Consider the following 19,144-nt stretch of genomic DNA (forward strand, 5'->3'; position numbering starts at 1 on the left):
TGAAGTTCCCACCTAAGCAGACGCTTTGAGGTGGGGGTCTATAACCCTTTATATTCCCCTAGACGAGTGTTGGGGGAATATTTGATTATGTGGGTCCAATTACTACGGAGAATGCAAAAAACAGTAGAATTTTTATATAGACAGTAGTTTTTTTACTAGTTTTTCTCGTGCATCTTTGACTTTTAAAATTTATACTATCTCGAAAGTATATGCAATAGCTAAAGCCTCATCGTAAACGCCTTCAATATTTTCATGATATTTATAATTTTTCCCAACGCTTTCTTCTATTACATTTGTCCAAAATTTGATGGCTACTGGGTTTTTAGGATGTACTGTCATTTCCCATTTCCCCTTATGTAATTTAAATACCTCTTTTGCAGCAAACTTACCAATGTCCTGTTTTCTATATTTTTTCATTACAAAGAATTCTGACATAAATAAAGTGTCTGGGTCCTTAGATATATAGCAATAATCACATACCATCACAAAGCCTGCTAGCTTACTATTTACCTTAATAAAATAAGGGAAACGCCCCTTCTCAGTCCAATAATAGTCCAAGTATGAATATCCATAGAGCCCCAGGGCGTTAACATCACTATTTTCAAACTCTGAAAAATCATATTCGTATAATTCTATTAGACGAGCTAATATTGTCTTTTCTTCCTCCAACACAGGAATAATCTCAATTTGCATTTATATCAAGCTCCTTTCTCATTATTCTATTCTTAACTCTCACCATTAGTTTTATATTAAACCTATACTAAGTTAGATCAAGTGGCAAAGCGGAACTTGTTACGTCTGGAGTGGGGTTTTCTTATGGGGCTGAAAAGAAAGTGGGATACTTAGATAGCTAACATCATATCTATTAATTAGTTTTGCTCTTTCTATTGACTAAAATTGTAAGAACATTCAAACTATAGGTAGCTACATAAGATTGCAAAAAGGACATTTTAATTGAGGAGTGAAGATATGGAATTTCTATCATTAAAACAAACTGAGGATATTGCTTATGTCACCCTAGAAAACCCAATGGAGTTCAATACATTATCAATGCAGTTGCTTGAAGAATTAAATTCAGTATTAAAGGAAATAGCAGAAAAAAGAGAAGTGAAAGTCGTTGTTATTGAAGGTTCTGATAAGGTTTTTTGCGCTGGCCATAGTTTAAGAGAAATAGAATCTAAGACAGAGAATGAAGTATTAGCTCTTTTTCAAACATGTCAAGTTTTAATGAGAACAATGAGAGATATACCACAGCTTGTAATTTCAAAAGTTCGAAAGGCTGCTGTAGCAGCGGGTTGTCAGCTTGTAGCTGCTAGTGATTTGGCGGTAGCTAGTGATGAAGCAAAATTTGCAACTCCAGGCATTAATAGTGGACTATTTTGCAGTACTCCAGCTGTATTTTTAAGTAGGAATATTGGAAGAAAAAAAGCAGCTGAATTATTATTTACTGGGAACTTTATGTCAGCAGAGGAAGCATTACAGTATGGACTAGTAAATAAAGTTGTGTCTGCTGACTCTTTAGATGAAGAAACAGAAAAGCTAGCGAAAGATGTAACGAAGCAAAGCTTAAATATCATTGAGTTAGGGAAGAGACAGTTTTACCAGCAAATTAATATGGAGGATTTCCAAGCACTTAATTACTCGACAGAGGTCATAGCCCTAAACAGCAAGCATCCTGATGCACAAGAAGGGATTCGTTCATTCTTTGAAAAAAGACCTCCTGTATGGAATGATACTAAAAAACCAGTTTGATTATGACCGAATGAAAATGAAAGCGGATTAAGTCTTTAGGAGACTTAATCCGTTTTTATTAAAAACATTAAGGTTTCTGTCTAAATAAGGGCTTCTCTGATCGCAAAACATCGGCCAAATATCATATTAGTCGATCATGGTGTGAGTAGCTCTGATAATATTTAAACTGATAACTACCAACATTTGTAAGTGTTAATAAGTTACTTAAAATTGGTCAATCCTCAATGCATCGTGCCACTGGTTCCTTACACTTTTTACATTTTCCTTTAAGTAGTATGCCAGCTGAGTCATTATCAAGTATACTATAGTCGATAATGGTTGTTACTCCACAGTTTAAGCAGAATACATTATTTAGAAGGGTTTGTTTGAAGTCATCAGGAATTGCTTTCCATTTTCGCTAGCATTAATATCTATTGTGGACATTTTATTGCTCCTTAATTTTTGGTATTTAAATAACTATGTACCTTATTATAAAGAACTGTATAGGGGGAATTCTAGATGAGTCAACATAAACATGTTCTAAGTATAACCGATTTTCAGGATACGCAACACAATACGACTTTTGTGATATTTTCAGTGTACGATGATATTTTGGGCAAATATTTTGAAGGTGAAGTAAAGTTTTTGGGTGGTAGGCCATATGGAGATATCATTCATGAAGAGAGGTCTTCCTTATCAACTGAGTGCAGGCAATTTGTGCAAGAGACGTTGTTGGAAAAATATAATAACATGGAGTTTCATTAATACAATGTTATAAATGTAGCAAATTATAAAACGACTTTTTATAGTTGAAAAAGCCGTCTTTGTCATATGAAATTATTTTGTTTGTAAATAATAATTGCTCTTTTATACTTTTTCCTCCCACCAGCCAAAGGCTACTTTTGCATATACTTGCCTATTTCCTTGGGACAAAAAGAATAAGGAAAAGGAACTTCCTGGTGGTAAGATAAACATACCTTGAAAATCATGTTTTGTAAGGGTCACAATAGGTTCAACCCTTCTTACAAAGGCGTGTGTACCGCCTCTAGGTTTTCCTGATACAAAGCTAGCATTTTTAATTTTAGCCTTGGGCATTGGCGGCGGAGTAATGGCTTGGTTTCCAGCAGCAAAATATGGCGATGTTTTTCCTTTACCAGGAAGGATGCTGCTAAGCCAAGCTTCAGCTGTTAATGGTTCATTCGAATAGTTTGAAATGGTATAGGCATTCAAATACATATTTACCTTGGAATCTACTGGGTTCACTAGTCCGCCCCATCCATTGTATTCTCCTCCTAAGGATATGATATCCGTTTGACCTAGAAAGTACTCACCAAGGTAAGATCGATATACATTTTCTGGAAGTATAGTGACCTCGTGAGGTTGTTTTTCATTATCCATTGATACAAAACTCATATTTTGCCTCTCATAATCATGCATTGACCTATTATTCATTTGTTTCCTCCCACCAGGTGAAAACGATTGTCCCTGTGATGTATTCAAATCCTGGCGATCTTAAAAGTATTGAGAAGGAGCCTCCAGGACCTATAATGATGGAGCCATTGTGTGAATCGCTTACAAGGGTGGAATTTTGAGTAACAATTCTATCAAAAATATTTACACCTTTAGTCATGGGTTCAGTGGAATAACCAGAATATTTCATTACCGCCTTTGGTTTTGGAGGAGTTAAAATTGCTTGATTTGTTGGTGTTACATCGTAGGAGATAACTGCATTTTTAGGTGGATGGGCATTTAACCAAATTTCACTGATAAAATTTTGAGTTGTAAAGTTTGTTATAGTAAAAAGATCGATATATAGATTGACTCCAGAATTACTAGGGTTTACTATTCCCCCCCATGCATAATATCCGCCACCGAAATTCAGTACTTTGGTTTTACCAATAAAATATCTTCCAAGCTTTGAATTCAAGGCTGGACTGGTGATATTCACCAATTTGATTGGCTGTTTATTCGTTTCATTTTCCATCTTATTACTCCTAACTGTGCATTAATGATGATTTTATAATATGAAACAGTATAGGTAGATGTGTAAACTTAATTTTTCTAAAATTTCTTTAAGACAACATCCTCTAAGAGGTCAGGTGTTTGTCGATCAACAAAACCATATTATTCTACACCTCGCTGTAGGTATTTCAAAAGTAAATATAAAGGAACCCAAAATTTTAGCTAATCTACTATCTTTTTACATTCATTTATAGGTGAGGATTTAAATGGTCTAGCATAAAAGAACTTGGTTATAAGCACTTTTTTGCAAAATTGGGTTTCTTGTCTAACTCCTCTCTTATCTATTGAATATAAAGATAATAGCTGTTTTTTCTTTTATAGGATAAAGCTAGGGAGGAAGAATTATATGGGAGAGGGAAAAGAAATAAAAATTGGAGCCATTTATCCTTTTACAGGCTCTCTCGCTACTGTTGGAGAAGATATTCGCCAAGCCATTGATTTGGCTGTTGAAATAGTAAATAATCGATACGATTTGCCTTTACCTTTAGCTCGTACTATTGGACTTCCTTTATTAGGGAATCGAAAAATTAAAGTGATCTATGGAGATTCTCAAGGTATACCAGCAATTGGTCGGGAGGAAGCCGAACGCTTAATTGAACAAGAGAAAGTTGTAGCACTAATTGGCTCTTATCAAAGTAGTGTGACTTTACAAGCTTCTGCTATAGCTGAAGCGAAAAAAGTTCCTTTTGTAACCCCAGAAGCATCTGCACCGTCGCTTACAGAGAGGGATTTTCAATATTTTTTTAGAACAGCACCAAATGATCATTTGTATACGAATCTTTTCTTTGAGTTATTTCATTTTCTTAGAAGGTATAGAGGTAGAGATATTAATAATTTTGCTATTTTGACTGAAGATTCTATTTTTGGACTAGAAGCAGCTGCGATCGAAAAAAGTCTGATTCGAAGGTTCTCAGGAGAACTTGTAGAACTTGAAATGTACACCCCGACTGTTACATCGCTATTGGATGAACTCGCTAGGATTAGAAATAGTAATGCACAAGTCGTTTTTGGGCAACAATTCCTTTCTGACGCTATTCAAGTGGTTCAAGATCTTAAAACGTTAAATTGGTTTCCTGAAGGACTAGTTGTCCAAAATGCAGGTTACACAATACCTGATTTTCTAGAAGCGGTAGGAGAAGATGGCAATTATATTATTAGTCGTGTTGCTTGGGCACTTGGTTTAGGGAGAGTCAAACCAATTGTAACGGAAGTCAATGAACTTTACCGCTCAAAATATAATGAAGATATGAATGAAACCAATACGCGAAGCTTTACAGGGTTGCTCGTCCTAGCTGATGCAATTAATCGAGCTGCAAGTATAAATAGAGATGAAATAAGAAGAGCTCTTCGTCAGACCAACATTCCAGGACAACGTTTAATTATGCCATGGCAAGGCGTCCGCTTTGATTCCACTGGGCAAAACACACTAGCAGGTGCATTGCTAGCTCAAATTATTAATCAGGAGTATAAAATTATATGGCCATTATCTGTTGCCGAGGCAAAAATCGTATGGCCAGCACCATCATGGGATGAGAGATAGCATTGGTAAAAGTCATATACTCATTACGGTTGGCGTCTTGAAGAATTCTTTCGGATGGTGGGAAGAAAAAGATAGAATAAACCTACTTGAAAGGTGCCTGGCACCACTAAAGGATATTGGAGCAAAGATAAAATTAAATAATAGTTTTAAAACAGTATAAAACAAGTTTCAGTATTCAATTTTTAGGGTATGAGAGAGGTAGTGTTACCTCTTTCATACCCTTTTTATATTGTTTGTCTATTAATTTATATTTTTATTTAATAATTATTATAAATAAGTATTGATTTTTAATTGAAATCTGTTATCATTTAGTTATAGCAAATGAGCTATAACATTTTACGAGGTGATAAGCTTTTAGCTGGAGTTGGGTTAATTATTCCATTAACTCTCTCTAAACAAAAAGAAGTATGAACCTCTGGTTTACTAATTATTCCTCAAATTTCAACTGGTCTATCCTACTAGGTACGAGAATAAACATATTTAAGTGAAGGGACCAAGCTCTTTGTATGAAATCATGGAAAGTAGACTTCCACCAACTGTGTCATTATTTCTATAAGTTTGAATAACTTTATAATAATAATTATTAAAAAGTTATTATTATATCTATTTTTATAAGTTACCTTCGACTAGTGGCTAAATGCTTTACTACTTTATTTACTTGGAAAGGGGAAAAATTATATGGATACTAAAAACAATGCTAACACTGGCGGATGCCCATTTCACGGAGGTGCTACTAGCAGTAAATCTAGTGGTACATCAAATAGAGACTGGTGGCCAAATCAGTTAAACTTAAATATTTTACATCAGCATGATAGAAAAACTAATCCTATGGGAGAGGACTTTAATTACGCTGAAGAATTTCAAAAATTAGACTATGATGCTCTCAAACAGGACCTTCAAAACCTAATGACAGACAGTCAAGATTGGTGGCCTGCTGACTACGGTCATTATGGACCATTGTTTATCCGTATGTCATGGCATGCAGCGGGTACATACCGTACTGGTGACGGTCGTGGTGGTGCAAATACAGGAAATCAGCGCTTTGCTCCACTTAATAGCTGGCCTGACAACGGTAACCTAGATAAAGCTCGCAGATTATTATGGCCGATTAAGCAAAAGTATGGTAACAAGATCTCTTGGGCTGACTTGCTCGTTCTAGCAGGTAATGTTGCTATTGAGTCAATGGGTGGTAAGACTTTTGGTTTTGGAGCAGGACGTGCAGACATTTGGCATCCAGAAGAAGATATTTACTGGGGTGCTGAAACAGAATGGTTAGGAGATAAACGTTATTCAGGTGATCGCGATCTTGAAAATCCGTTAGCTGCTGTTCAGATGGGTCTAATTTATGTAAATCCAGAAGGACCTAACGGAAAACCGGACCCAGTTGCAAGTGGTAAGGATATCCGCGAAACATTCGCTCGTATGGGAATGAATGATGAAGAAACGGTTGCTCTAATAGCTGGTGGTCATACGTTTGGTAAGGCACATGGTGCAGGAGATGCTGCTCACGTTGGTCCAGAACCAGAAGCTGCTCCTGTAGAAGCGCAAGGATTAGGTTGGTTAAGCACGCACGGCAGCGGTCAAGGGCGTGACACAATTACGAGCGGTATTGAAGGTGCTTGGACTGCTAATCCAACACAGTGGGATAATGGTTACTTTGAACTATTATTTAAATATGACTGGTGGTTGACAAAGAGTCCTGCAGGTGCTTATCAGTGGCTTGCGGTTGATCCTGACGAGGAAGATCTTGCACCAGATGCAGAAGACCCATCTGTTCGTGTTCCTACGATGATGACAACTGCGGATATGGCATTACGTTATGATCCAGAATATGAAAAGATTTCTCGTCGTTTCTATGAGAATCCAGAGGAGTTTGCAGACGCATTTGCTCGTGCATGGTTTAAACTGTTACACCGTGATATGGGTCCTAAAGCAAGATATTTAGGTCCAGAAGTTCCAGAAGAAGATCTTATCTGGCAAGACCCTGTACCAACAGTTGATTATGACCTAACAGATGCAGAAGTAGAAGAACTTAAAGCAAAAATCTTAGCTTCTGGACTTACAGTTAGCGAGTTAGTAACAACGGCTTGGGCTTCTGCTAGTACGTTCCGTGGTTCAGATAACCGTGGTGGTGCTAACGGTGCTAGGATCCGTCTTGCCCCGCAAAAGGAATGGGAAGTTAATCAGCCAGTACAACTTGCGAAAGTTCTTGCTGTGTTAGAAGACATTCAAAGTCAATTAGATAAAAAAGTCAGCATGGCTGATTTGATTGTATTAGGCGGAAGTGCCGCTATTGAAAGAGCTGCACAGGATGCAGGCTTTGATGTTACAGTTCCTTTTGCTCCTGGACGTGGTGATGCAACACAAGAGCAAACAGATGTAGAAGGATTTGAAGTGCTAGAGCCTATCGCTGATGGTTTCCGCAACTATCAAAAGAAACAGTATAGTGTAAGTTCAGCAGAGCTTCTAGTAGACAAAGCACAACTACTTAAACTTACTGCACCAGAAATGACTGCACTTATTGGCGGTATGCGTGTACTAGGTACAAACTACGGCGACACAGAGCATGGTGTTTTCACTGATCGTGTTGGAACTCTTTCTAACGACTTCTTTGTTAACTTGCTTGACATGGGAGTAGCGTGGAATCCAGTAGAAGGGGATGTATTTGAAGGACGTGACCGCAAGACAGGTAAAGTAATTCGTACAGCAACGAGTGTTGACCTCGTATTCGGTTCAAACTCTGTTCTACGTGCGATTGCAGAAGTTTATGCTCAAGACGATAACAAAGGAAAGTTTGTAAATGACTTTATCGCTGCATGGGTTAAGGTCATGAATGCAGACCGTTTTGATCTTAAGCTTGATAAAAAGGCTCAAACAACAGGTAAATAAATCAAAGGTAACCGCCGTCAGTTTATTGATGGCGGTTTTTACTTCTGAAGTTTCTGCAACCTTAAATTAACACAGAGTTTTTAACACCGAAATTAGAGTTGAAGTAATTATATGTAAGAGAGAAATCAGCTTAACGGTCATAAACTTCCCTGTACTTTTAAGCCGTTCTAGAAGTTTACAAACATTTTTATTTCACAGACAGTCACTTAAAGTATAACAATTGTACTTCTTTTATGTTCAAAATTTGATCACATACTAAAGCGGTTTCGAAAATATTTTTAAAAAGTATTGCGTTTAAATTTATGGGCATATATAATTAATTTACGAAAGCGGTTTCTAGAAAAAATGATACAGTAAAGGTATTATTTCGGTTTATTTTACAAGATAGTTGAAAATGTAAGTGCTTTCCTATTAGTATTAAGATAAAAAACGGTGAGTAGTAATCAACAGAAAACATTTTTACGAAAGTGCTTTCATATTGTGTAAATTAATTATTTTTGGTTTTTTTTTACTAGTTTACGAAAGGGGTTTCGAAATGTCTATTATACAATTTCCGAAAGACATGAAGTGGGGTGTCGCTACAGCATCTTATCAAATTGAGGGTGCTGTAAATGAAGGAGGAAGAGGGGTGTCCATTTGGGATACGTTCTCTAAAACTCCTGGGAAAGTCGTTAATGGTGACAATGGTGATGTGGCTTGTGACAGCTACCACAGATACAATGAAGACATTGAAATTATGGAAGATTTAGGAGTTGATTTCTACCGTTTTTCAGTGGCTTGGCCAAGAATTTTTCCGAACGGTACAGGTGAATTGAACCAAGAGGGATTAGATTATTATCATGGATTAGTTGATAGTTTGCTAGAGAAGGGAATTGAACCCATGTGTACCCTCTATCACTGGGATCTTCCTCAAGCACTTCAAGATAAGGGTGGCTGGGGCAACCGTGAGACGATTGATGCTTACATTAACTATGCAGAAGTAATGTTTAATGAATTCAAAGGGAAAATTAAGCATTGGATTACTTTTAATGAACCATGGTGTGTTTCATTTTTGTCTAACTTCGCAGGTATTCATGCACCAGGGAATCAAGACCTTCAATTAGCTGTCGATGTGGCACACCACTTACATGTTGCTCATGGGAAGGCGGTCATTCGCTTCCGTGAGCTTGGACTGGAAGGGCAAATTGGTTACGCACCGAATGTGGAGTGGAACGAACCTTACAGTAATAAGCAAGAGGATATTGAAGCTTGTAAACGTGCCAATGCTTACTTCATGGACTGGTTTTTTGATCCAGTATTTAAGGGGTCATACCCACAGTTCATGGTAGATTGGTTTGAAAAGAAAGGTGTTACGTTAAACATCGAAGAAGGTGACATGGAAATCATCCACCAGCCAATTGATTTCCTTGGTATCAATTACTATTCAGGCAGTGTCGGTCGTTATAAGGAAAATGAAGGATTATTCGACCATGAACGGGTTGACACTGGTTATCTGAAAACGGATATTGGATGGAATGTCTACCCCGAAGGTTTCTACAAGGTATTGACGCATATCGGAGAGACTTATGGAGATGTGCCGATCTATATCACAGAAAATGGATCTTGTTACAATGACGAACCAGAGCATGGACAAGTGAAAGATAACAAGCGTGTTGACTATTTAAAACAGCACTTAGTATCTTTACACAGAAGTATGGAAACAGGTGTAAATATTAAAGGATATTTAACTTGGTCCTTACTAGATAACTTCGAGTGGGCTGAAGGATATACTATGCGTTTTGGAATAGTTCACGTCAATTATCGAACAATGGAACGTACGAAGAAAGATAGCTTCTATTGGTACAAGCAAACGATCTCAAATAATTTCTTCGAGGTAAAATAATTTGTTTTCACTGTCATAAAGGCAATTCAAGAGGCGCTCCCTGCTTTGATAGTCTATCAATTACTAGTTGAAACGGGGAGTTTCCACAGAATTTCCGCGACAACTAAAGCGCTTTAGTTAATGGTGTGAAAATGTTCCTATAGTAAGCGCTTACTACGAAGAAACTAGAAGGGACCGAGATTATAATGCCAGTTACAACAAGAAGGAAACTAAGATCGGACCCTTTTATATGAAAGTTTGCTCTTTAGAAAGAGATCTTTTGAGGAGGTGATGGAGCAGCGGATTACGATAGGGGTTACTTGTTTCACTAGATAAAAACAAAAATTAAATTCATTCAAGGGGGAAAAGAAAAATGTCTAAATTTTTGAAACTAGCAGCATCGACAGTATTAGCTGTTTCATTCCTAGCGGCGTGTGGTGGAAACGACGATGCTCCAGAAGAGAACGTAGTTGACGACGCAGCGACAGAAACAATCGGTGATGGTGATGTCGAATTAGTATTCTGGGAGTTCGGTAACACTGGGTACGATAAATTAATTGAAGAATACGTTGCAGAGAATCCGCATGTATCTATCAACCTTCAAAACAGTGACATGAATGACTTACACGACAACTTATTTACTTCTATCTCTGCTGGATCTGGTGCGCCAGATATCACAATGATTGAGGAAGCACAAATTGAGAGATATCGTAATGCAGAGCATGCATTTACAAATCTATTTGACCATGGTGCAGAAGCTGTAAGAGATAATTATCTTGATTGGGTATTCCAAAACGGTGAAAATGCTGATGGCGACTTCCTATTTGGATTACCGACGGATATTGGTCCAACAGTAATGTTCTATCGTACAGATGTTTTTGAAGAAGCTGGTTTCGAGTCTTCTCCAGAAGCTGTTTCTGAATTAGTTGCAACTTGGGATGATTTCGAAAAAGTTGCTGAGGAAATTAAAGAGAAAACGGGCAAACTTATGACAGACGCTGGTGAGCTTATTTACAACGCACGTCGTGATCAATCAACGCAACAATATTTTAATACGAATGACGAGTTAATTATGACAGAGCACAACCAAATTAAAGATGGTTTTGAGTATGTTGCTAATCTACTTGATAAAGGTTTAGTTGGAGATATTCCTCTTTGGACTCCAGAATGGTTTTCTGGTATGGGTGAAGGAACTTACGCAACAATGTTAGCTCCAGCTTGGATGCAAGGTGTAATCAAAGACAACAGTCCAGAACCTGGAGTTTGGTCAATCACGACAATGCCTGAAGGCGCTGGAAACTGGGGTGGGTCATACCTAGCTGTACCAGCTGAAAGTGAGCATGCAGAAGAAGCTTACAAGTTCATTGAGTGGTTAACAGCACCTGAACAACAATTAAAAGCATTTTTAGATTACGGATTATTCCCATCAGCACCTGCTGTGTATGATATGCCAGAATTCTTGGAGTATGAAGATGCTTACTTCGGGGGTATTGCTACGGCTCAAATATTCTCAGAAGCTGCGCAACAAGTAGTACCAGTTTACAAAGGACGTTTATACTATCCAGTAGATGATGAAATGAAAGAAGCACTTGATAACGTAGCTGCTGGTGCAGACGTAGGCCAAGAGTGGGACTCTGCCCTTCAAAGAATTGAAAGAATTATAGGACGCTAATAGCTTCATTAAAGAATAGTAGGTGTCCCATAATACTTTTTCAAACGATGGCAGTGGCTTTCGTTGATCCTTTCCCACTATGAGAATACTACTCATAGTGGGGTTTTAAAAAAAGTGTCTACTTCTCTTATTGCTTACAGGTTGTCGTAAGAGGTCTGGAGATAACCACCATATAAAATTAAGTATTTCCATAAAGCTGTTCTAACTAGTAACCTTGTTGGTTTCGAGGATGGCTTTACTATAGAGATATTCTGGAAACTGATAAGAAGTATTGTATTCCTATCCAAGGACATTCTCGAAAACCAACAAGAAAAGTGTCATTGCCAATGGTTAGCTGCCGACTGAGGCGAGTAAAGTGTCTCAACGTCTATGGGCGGTCAAGCTAGACTGTTTTTTTAATTAAAGAATTTATCTTTACATTCATAGTAAAAACATAAAAATATTTCCGTGAGGGGGTACCAACGTTGGAGACGACTAAAAAGGCCAAATGGCTAACTGAGAAACGACGAACCGCTTTATCAGCATATTTATTTATCTCTCCATTCTTTATTTTATTTGCCATTTTTGGATTGTTCCCAATGATATTCAGCTTCTATTTATCGTTCTTTCGCTGGGACGGTTTGAACCCGATGACATTCAACGGTTTCGATAACTTTAAATTTATTCTTAATGACCCAGTATTTTATTCGGCGATAAAAAATACGTTTATTATCGGGTTGCTAGGAACATTGCCACAAATCATAGTAGCGATCATCATCGCTTTTGCTTTAAATTCAACACTTATACGTTTCCGTAATACATTTAGAACGTTCATTTTCTTACCATATATCACATCTATTGTAGCTGTGGCCATTATCTTCGGGGTTGTATTTAATAATCAGCCATTTGGATTTGCCAACTACGTTCTGAGCTTTTTTGATATGGGTCCAATCCGTTGGAATGCAGAATATTGGCCGGTAAAGATTGCTATTGCCACAATGGTATTTTGGCGTTGGGTAGGGTACAACACAATTATTTTCTTAGCTGGGATGCAGAGTATTCCTAGAGAGCTATACGAGGCAGCAAAGATTGATGGAGCAACTCTCTTTCAGCAGATTCGTCTCATTACACTCCCGATGCTGAAGCCTATTACAATGTTTGTTGTATTCACAGCAACGATCGGAAGTTTGCAGTTATTCACAGAGCCATTAATTTTCTTAGGACGAGGCTTGCGTGAAGAAGGGATTACAATGGTAGCTTACCTATGGAGAGATGCATTTGTTTACAATTCATTTGGAACCGCATCTGCAGCAGCAATTGTCCTGTTTTTCATCATCATTACACTTACGGCAATTAACCTATTCATTACGAATCGAATTGGCCGTTCGAAAAAAGTTAGTTAGGGGGGACTATTATGGCAGTCAAAAAAGAAGTTGGAGAAGGGAAATTCTCAATTAAAAAAGCATCTATCTACTTATTTTTAACCGTTGGATCTTTAGTTTCCCTGTTTCCATTCTATTATATGTTCGTGATGGCGACTCGCTTAAATAGAGAGATTAACGCAGTTCCACCACCGTTTACACCTGGGAAACATTTGGTGGAGAACTTTCAAAAGGTAACGAACAATATCGATTTCTTCGGAGCAATGTGGAACTCCTTTTACGTTGCCACAACGATTACGATTGGGACATTATTCTTATGTTCACTCGCCGGTTATGCGTTTGCTAAACTTGAGTTTAAAGGGAAAAATGTATTGTTCGTAATGATTTTAGTGACGATGATGGTGCCGCCGCAGTTAGGATTAATTCCACAATACTACATCATCACTACTCTTGGCTGGTTGAATGACTTTAAAGCACTTATTATACCTGGACTTATTAATGCATTCGGAATCTTTTGGATGAGGCAGTACATTAAAGACGGTGTGCCTTATGAAATTATTGAGGCAGCGAAAATTGACGGATGCTCTAACTTCCGAATTTATTGGAATGTTGTAGTACCAATGATACTTCCTGCTTTTGCAACGCTAGGGATAATCGTGTTTATGCACGTGTGGAACGACTTCTTATGGCCGCTTGTCGTGTTACGCGATCCGTCAGTGCACACGCTCCAAGTTGCATTACGTGCGTTGAATGACGCTCGTCAAATGGACTATGGTATGATTATGTCTGGAACGTTCTGGGCGACAGTTCCGTTAATTATTGTATTCTTATTATTTAATCGATTATTTATTCAAAGCTTGTCAGAAGGTGCTGTGAAGAGTTAATAGGTTTATTGAGACAGTTGGGCAAGTTTAGAATGCTAAACCTTTATTCGAAAGTCTACGGTGTTTCTGTCACCTAGGTTACAGGAACACCATATAAATTCTCTACACCATACATCGAGAAAAAACGGGGTGACTAAGTTGGGCAGAATAATTTATTTAATCGCAGATACGGTCTATCGCTTCATAGCGTTAAACATTTTATGGTTGTTGTTCTTTGTAATGGGACTAGGTGTGTTTGGAATTATGCCAGCGACGGTAGCCTTGTTTCGAGTGGTAAGAGAATGGATAAAAGGAGATCCGCATTTCCCTCTTTTCAGCAACTACTTAAAATTTTATAAAGGGGAATTTATCAGGTCGAATCTTCTAGGTGCATTCTTTGCAATAGTGTTTTATATTATTTATGTGAACTTCTCATTTGTTACGTACTTTTACCAAGAGTCGATTCACTTCTATATCTATCTCGTTATATTCGGAATTGGAACCATCGCAGTGATGACCTTTTTAAACACTTTCTCCGTAATGGCCCATTTCGAATATAAAAAGACGAGCCAATATTTAAAAGCAGCTGCAGGACTTGTGTTTGCCCGTCCGTTGACTGCATTGTTGCAGCTATTTTGGCTGTTTGCTTACTTGTTGGTAGCTATTAATTTCCCAAAAATTTTCATTGCCATTGGTATCAGTGTCTTTGCCTATGTGCTGATGAGTATTAACTATTCGGTCTTCAAAAAATATAACGCAGTCTAAACGTAGATGTTGAGGAAGCTATGCAATAGCTAAGAGAAAGGGGGAACTAAGTAATGGCTACGATTTATGATATCGCCAAAAAGACAGGCTATTCCATTAGTACTGTTTCAAAGGTTTTAAATAACTACTCCGATGTAGGAGAAAAAGCTAAGAAAATAATAAACGAAGCTGTAGAAGAATTAGGTTATTTTCCTAGCTCTAGTGCCAGGACGCTCTCGACCAAGAAATCTTGGACAATTGGGGTCGTTTTCGTAGAGGATTCAGGAATTGGAATGGAACACCCTTTCTTTAATGCTGTTATTGAGAGCTTTAAAAAATCTGCTGAGAAGGAAGGTTATGACCTTCTTTTTGCATCCAACAATATAGGAAATGAACCGAAATCCTATTTAGACCACTTCCGTTATCGAGGTGTTGATGGGGTTGTAGTCGTTTGTTCCAAAATGAATTCACCAGATGTGGAAAGGTTAATGGAGTCGGATATCCCATCTGTTGTGATCGACCTCGATATGAGAGGAGCTAGTGCCGTATACAGTGATAACATCCATGGCAGTGAGTTAGCGGTGGATTACTTGTATTCTTTAGGACACAAAAAAATAGCACATATTTCCGGAAGTAAGAAATTGTATGTAGGAGAACAACGTTTGAAGGGCTTCCAGAGTGCCATGAAGAAGACTGGGCTCCATGCTCCAAAGGAATACATCGTGGATGGTGGAGTGTTTACCTACGATGGTGGAAAAGAAGCAATGGAGAAGCTCTTGAAGCTAGAGGATAAACCAACAGCCGTTTATGTGGCTGGAGACTTGATGGCCATTGGTGCTATTACGGCCATTCAAGAAGCGGGGTTGAAGGTACCAGATGACATTTCCGTCATCGGTTTTGACGATATTCAAATTGGAAGATACATGACCCCTGGTTTAACGACGATCAAACAGGATACAACGCTTATTGGTAAAACGGCGGCAAGCCTCCTTTTCGAACAAATTAATTCGAAGGAAAAGCAGTTTATGTCTATAAAAATACCAGTTAGATTGATTGAAAGAACATCTTGTAGACCAATAGAGTAGTTTATTGGTCTACAGATATATTTTTTTATTGGTTACGAAAGCGCTTTAGTTGCTTATGATAAGTAGATGGAACACTTGGTATTTTCGTCTTCAGAAAAAAAGTGGGAAGGTGATACGATGTACAAATTAACGGAAAATCAAACGTTTGAAATTAGTAATTTTCAAGAACAAGCCCCTTTTTCTAGTTTTTTACCAGGCATTGCAGGAGTTAATGGAATCCCTATGTGGGTGTTCTATGTGAACCGTGGCCAAGGGATTGCTAGCTTTGGGGTTCAAGATAAAAATCATGCCATGATGGAGTTTCTGCCAGCAGATAAATCCTATCAAAACGTGCAAGTACAAGGCTTCCGGACATTTATTAAGGTGATAGAAGAGGACAAGGTGACCTTCTTAGAGCCCTTCTCCCCACAAAGCAGTGCGAGCGAATCAATTGAAGAAAAAATGACCATCTCTGAAAACGGCCTAGAATTAGAATATGTTCATCATGAAATTGGTCTAATGGTCAAGGTAGAATACTTTATATTACCTGAAGCAGCCGTTGCCGGACTCGTTCGACAGGTGACGCTTAAGAACATTTCAAAAAATGAGCGAACAATTGAATTTCTCGATGGTTTACCCTCCCTTTTTCCGAGTGGTGTGCCGAACGCAGCTTATAAAGAATTAGGGAATACAATCAAAAGCTGGTTTGATGTAGAGAATTTAGAACAAAATATCCCTTTTTATCGATTACGAGGAAGCATAGAGGATTCATCCGAGGTGAAGGAAATTCATCAAGGGAATTTTTATGTCAGCTTTTCCCGTGGCCCAAATGGTGAAAAAATCGTTCGACCGATGATTGACCGGGACATTATTTTTGGGACAGATACGTCTTTGCATGTACCACGCCAATTTTTAACAACATCGATTGAAAACCTACGATCTCAACCTCAACAAACGACAAATAAAGTTTCTTGTGGTTTCTCTGGGGAACGAGTTACGTTGAAGCCTGACGAAGTGTTTGAGTTTCATACAGTCATTGGCCATGGAAGAAGTCTTCAAACCGTGCAATTATACGTAACGAAGGAACTTACCATCAGCAAGCTCATGGAGATGAAGGAAAAGGCGAAGTCGATTACGAAACCGATTACGGAAAAAATAAAAACGCGTTCTGGGCAGCCTTTGTTTGATGCTTACACTCAGCAAAGCTTCTTAGATAATGGCCTTCGTGGCGGTTTTCCTATCACATTTGAAAATGAGACAGCAAAGAAAGTGTATTACTTGTTTTCAAGGAAGCATGGGGACTTAGAACGGGATTATAATTTCTTCTCCATTAGTCCGACGTACTACTCTCAAGGGAATGGAAACTACCGCGATATTAACCAAAACCGCCGTTGTGATGTTTTCTTTGAACCGAAAGTCGAGGACTACAACGTGAATTTATTTATGAATTTAATTCAGCTCGATGGTTACAATCCTCTAGCTGTAAAAGGAGTGCGGTTCCGTTTAACAGGGGAGCTGGATCTTTCTAAAGCCAGTCATGTTGGTCATCAAGAAAAGCTAAAGGCCTTCTTTGCTTCAAGCTATACGCCTGGGGAACTGAAGCATTTTGTGGAAGAGGAAGGAATTGACCTTGCCGACAGCTTCGAAGCCTTTTTAACAAATGTGCTGCTTGCGTCTGAAGAAGAGCAGAAAGCTGAGTTTGGCGAGGGATACTGGATGGATCACTGGACATACAATTTAGATTTAATTGACAGTTATTTAGCGATTTATCCTGATAGGAAGGATGACTTTTATTTTAAACCTACCTACCGCTTCTTTGAAAGTCCAGTTCGTGTAAAGAGCCGAAAAGAAAAGTACGTGGTGAACAATGGAAAGCTAAGGCAGTATCATGCCGTGGAAAAAATAGAAGAAAAGGCTACGAAAGCAACGGCCAATGACGGTGTTCTTTGGATCAGAGATAACTTTGGTAACGGCGACATCTACCAAACGAACTTATACTCTAAGTTATTTATCCTTGGGTTAGTGAAAGCATCAACTCTAGCTCCATTTGGGTTAGGCGTTGAGATGGAAGGGGATAAACCTGGCTGGAACGATTCATTAAATGGTTTGCCTGGGATGTTTGGATCAAGCACCTCAGAATTGTTTGAGTTAAAAAGATTGCTACAGATACTACTGGAGGTGGAAAGTGGCGGAGAACTTGTCCTGCCAGTGGAAGTAGACGCATTTTTGAAAAGCATCGTGGAAGAGATGCAGACCCTTGAGAGGGAAGATTTGTATCGAATCGAGCACTCCGACCTTGACAAAGAAATGGATAGCAGGCCTGATGCGGACCAGTTGGAGCTTAGCTATTGGGATCGAGTAACGAAGCATAGGGAAAATTACCGTGACGCTATTTATGCAGGTATAGCCGGAGAGGAAGTTGTTTATTCCCTTGATAAGGCGAAACAGATTATTAACATCTTGAAAGCCAGAGTGGACAAAGCGGTTGAAAGAGTCGAAGCCTATAGCACCCCGTTGATCCCAACTTATTTTTACTTTGAGGCACAAGGAACGGTGGATGATGAGTTAAATACAGCAGCTCTACAATGGGTTCCAAGACCTGTAACTCCGTTTTTAGAGGGAGTAGTCAAGCAGTTTAAGGTTACTGAGGACCAAGGTCTTGCAAAGGAACTTTACGATAAAGTGAAGGCTTCTGATATTTATGATAAAAAACTTCACATGTATAAAACGTCCATGAGTATTGCAGAAGAACCGTTGGAGCTAGGTCGTGCGAAGTCATTCACGCCAGGTTGGCTGGAGAATGAGTCGATTTTCCTCCACATGGAATATAAATATTTGTTAGCTACGCTCAAGACTGGGTTAACGGATGAATTCTTCGAAGATATGAAAAAAGTGATAATTCCATTTCTCGATCCAAAGGTATATGGCAGAAGTACTCTGGAAAACTCTTCGTTCATTGCCAGCAGTGCTAATCCTAATGAAGAGTTACATGGACGAGGGTTTGTCTCACGCTTAAGTGGTTCCACTATTGAGTTTATGAACATGTGGTTTTTCATGATGGCAGGGGAAAAACCATTCCGTTTTGAGGATGAGATTGGAAAAGACGGGAAGCTTGTATGTCAACTTAAGCCGACACTTCCGAGCTGGATGTTTGATGAAAACGGCGAGGTCTCATTTAAGTTCCTTGGAAAGACCGATGTTACTTATGTCAATAAGAAGAAGAGAAATACTTACGGAACCGATGGCGTTGTGCCGGTTTCAGTAGAGTTGAGTTTTAAAGATGACGCTAGCCTGACGCAGCGAGTGGGAGCCGATGAGCTAGTGGGTGATTTTGCCGTAGCGATCCGAAATGGAGAAGTTACAAAGATGGTGGTAGAGCTAGGGTAAAGGCTTTGGG

14 protein-coding genes are annotated in these 19,144 nt (G+C 38.6%); 11 read left to right on the forward strand and 3 right to left on the reverse strand.

All coding sequences use genetic code 11. The features are described 5' to 3' along the window. Nucleotides 1-189 precede the first annotated feature (189 nt). Nucleotides 190-693 carry a GNAT family N-acetyltransferase gene (locus tag GKP30_RS17720; RefSeq protein WP_216830802.1) on the reverse strand — a complete coding sequence of 168 codons (504 nt, stop codon included), beginning with the start codon at nucleotides 691-693 and terminating at the stop codon, nucleotides 190-192. A 276-nt stretch (nucleotides 694-969) separates the two neighbouring features. On the opposite strand from GKP30_RS17720, the gene GKP30_RS17725 reads away from it, so the two are divergent. Both GKP30_RS17725 and GKP30_RS17730 read left to right on the forward strand, forming a co-directional pair. Beyond that, entirely contained in the window at nucleotides 970-1,752 is a 783-nt protein-coding gene (locus tag GKP30_RS17725; protein WP_216830803.1) for an enoyl-CoA hydratase-related protein, read from the forward strand. A 498-nt stretch (nucleotides 1,753-2,250) separates the two neighbouring features. Continuing rightward, nucleotides 2,251-2,496 carry a hypothetical protein gene (locus GKP30_RS17730; protein WP_216830804.1) on the forward strand — a complete coding sequence of 82 codons (246 nt, stop codon included), beginning with the start codon at nucleotides 2,251-2,253 and terminating at the stop codon, nucleotides 2,494-2,496. Nucleotides 2,497-2,598: 102 nt separating this feature from the next. Here the strand turns inward: GKP30_RS17730 and GKP30_RS17735 are convergent, their stop codons facing one another. Both GKP30_RS17735 and GKP30_RS17740 read right to left on the reverse strand, forming a co-directional pair. Continuing rightward, on the reverse strand, nucleotides 2,599-3,183 hold the full coding sequence (locus GKP30_RS17735; RefSeq protein ID WP_216830805.1) for a DUF6143 family protein: 585 nt from the start codon (nucleotides 3,181-3,183) through the stop codon (nucleotides 2,599-2,601). After that, nucleotides 3,176-3,715 carry a DUF6143 family protein gene (locus GKP30_RS17740; protein WP_216830806.1) on the reverse strand — a complete coding sequence of 180 codons (540 nt, stop codon included), beginning with the start codon at nucleotides 3,713-3,715 and terminating at the stop codon, nucleotides 3,176-3,178. Before GKP30_RS17740 ends, GKP30_RS17735 begins: the two co-directional genes overlap by 8 nt. Nucleotides 3,716-4,099: 384 nt before the next feature. Between GKP30_RS17740 and GKP30_RS17745 the strand changes: the two genes are divergently transcribed. The 9 genes from GKP30_RS17745 to GKP30_RS17785 all read left to right on the forward strand — a co-directional run bounded on the left by GKP30_RS17745 (nucleotide 4,100) and on the right by GKP30_RS17785 (nucleotide 19,134). Then, the gene (locus GKP30_RS17745) at nucleotides 4,100-5,293 is read left to right on the forward strand and encodes an ABC transporter substrate-binding protein (protein ID WP_216830807.1); all 1,194 of its coding nucleotides are present in this window, start codon (nucleotides 4,100-4,102) and stop codon (nucleotides 5,291-5,293) included. Nucleotides 5,294-5,971: 678 nt separating this feature from the next. Then, nucleotides 5,972-8,182, forward strand: a complete 2,211-nt coding sequence (katG, locus tag GKP30_RS17750) for a catalase/peroxidase HPI (protein WP_216830808.1) — start codon at nucleotides 5,972-5,974, stop codon at nucleotides 8,180-8,182. A 535-nt stretch (nucleotides 8,183-8,717) separates the two neighbouring features. Then, nucleotides 8,718-10,064, forward strand: a complete 1,347-nt coding sequence (locus GKP30_RS17755; RefSeq protein ID WP_216830809.1) for a GH1 family beta-glucosidase — start codon at nucleotides 8,718-8,720, stop codon at nucleotides 10,062-10,064. A 352-nt stretch (nucleotides 10,065-10,416) separates the two neighbouring features. After that, on the forward strand, nucleotides 10,417-11,715 hold the full coding sequence (locus tag GKP30_RS17760) for an ABC transporter substrate-binding protein (RefSeq protein WP_216830810.1): 1,299 nt from the start codon (nucleotides 10,417-10,419) through the stop codon (nucleotides 11,713-11,715). Between the two features lie 464 nt (nucleotides 11,716-12,179). After that, the gene (locus GKP30_RS17765) at nucleotides 12,180-13,097 is read left to right on the forward strand and encodes a carbohydrate ABC transporter permease (RefSeq protein WP_216830811.1); all 918 of its coding nucleotides are present in this window, start codon (nucleotides 12,180-12,182) and stop codon (nucleotides 13,095-13,097) included. 11 nt (nucleotides 13,098-13,108) lie between these two features. Continuing rightward, entirely contained in the window at nucleotides 13,109-13,960 is an 852-nt protein-coding gene (locus tag GKP30_RS17770) for a carbohydrate ABC transporter permease (protein WP_216830812.1), read from the forward strand. Between the two features lie 138 nt (nucleotides 13,961-14,098). Next, nucleotides 14,099-14,704 (forward strand): YesL family protein, encoded by a 606-nt coding sequence (locus tag GKP30_RS17775; RefSeq protein WP_216830813.1) that lies wholly within the window; start codon nucleotides 14,099-14,101, stop codon nucleotides 14,702-14,704. 53 nt (nucleotides 14,705-14,757) lie between these two features. Beyond that, nucleotides 14,758-15,768 (forward strand): LacI family DNA-binding transcriptional regulator, encoded by a 1,011-nt coding sequence (locus GKP30_RS17780; RefSeq protein WP_216830814.1) that lies wholly within the window; start codon nucleotides 14,758-14,760, stop codon nucleotides 15,766-15,768. Between the two features lie 75 nt (nucleotides 15,769-15,843). Then, a complete protein-coding gene (locus GKP30_RS17785; RefSeq protein ID WP_236035174.1) occupies nucleotides 15,844-19,134 on the forward strand; it encodes a hypothetical protein in 3,291 nt (1,096 codons plus the stop codon). The last annotated feature ends 10 nt before the right edge of the window (nucleotides 19,135-19,144 follow it).

This window comes from Alkalihalobacterium elongatum (assembly GCF_019024285.1).
Lineage (GTDB): Bacteria > Bacillota > Bacilli > Bacillales > Bacillaceae_F > Alkalihalobacterium > Alkalihalobacterium elongatum.

Coding starts and splice junctions, on each gene's coding strand:
- GKP30_RS17720 (WP_216830802.1), bottom strand. CDS start 693: ATGCAAATTGAGATTATTCCTGTGTTGGAGGAAGAAAAGACAATATTA.
- GKP30_RS17725 (WP_216830803.1), top strand. CDS start 970: ATGGAATTTCTATCATTAAAACAAACTGAGGATATTGCTTATGTCACC.
- GKP30_RS17730 (WP_216830804.1), top strand. CDS start 2,251: ATGAGTCAACATAAACATGTTCTAAGTATAACCGATTTTCAGGATACG.
- GKP30_RS17735 (WP_216830805.1), bottom strand. CDS start 3,183: ATGAATAATAGGTCAATGCATGATTATGAGAGGCAAAATATGAGTTTT.
- GKP30_RS17740 (WP_216830806.1), bottom strand. CDS start 3,715: ATGGAAAATGAAACGAATAAACAGCCAATCAAATTGGTGAATATCACC.
- GKP30_RS17745 (WP_216830807.1), top strand. CDS start 4,100: ATGGGAGAGGGAAAAGAAATAAAAATTGGAGCCATTTATCCTTTTACA.
- katG (WP_216830808.1), top strand. CDS start 5,972: ATGGATACTAAAAACAATGCTAACACTGGCGGATGCCCATTTCACGGA.
- GKP30_RS17755 (WP_216830809.1), top strand. CDS start 8,718: ATGTCTATTATACAATTTCCGAAAGACATGAAGTGGGGTGTCGCTACA.
- GKP30_RS17760 (WP_216830810.1), top strand. CDS start 10,417: ATGTCTAAATTTTTGAAACTAGCAGCATCGACAGTATTAGCTGTTTCA.
- GKP30_RS17770 (WP_216830812.1), top strand. CDS start 13,109: ATGGCAGTCAAAAAAGAAGTTGGAGAAGGGAAATTCTCAATTAAAAAA.
- GKP30_RS17780 (WP_216830814.1), top strand. CDS start 14,758: ATGGCTACGATTTATGATATCGCCAAAAAGACAGGCTATTCCATTAGT.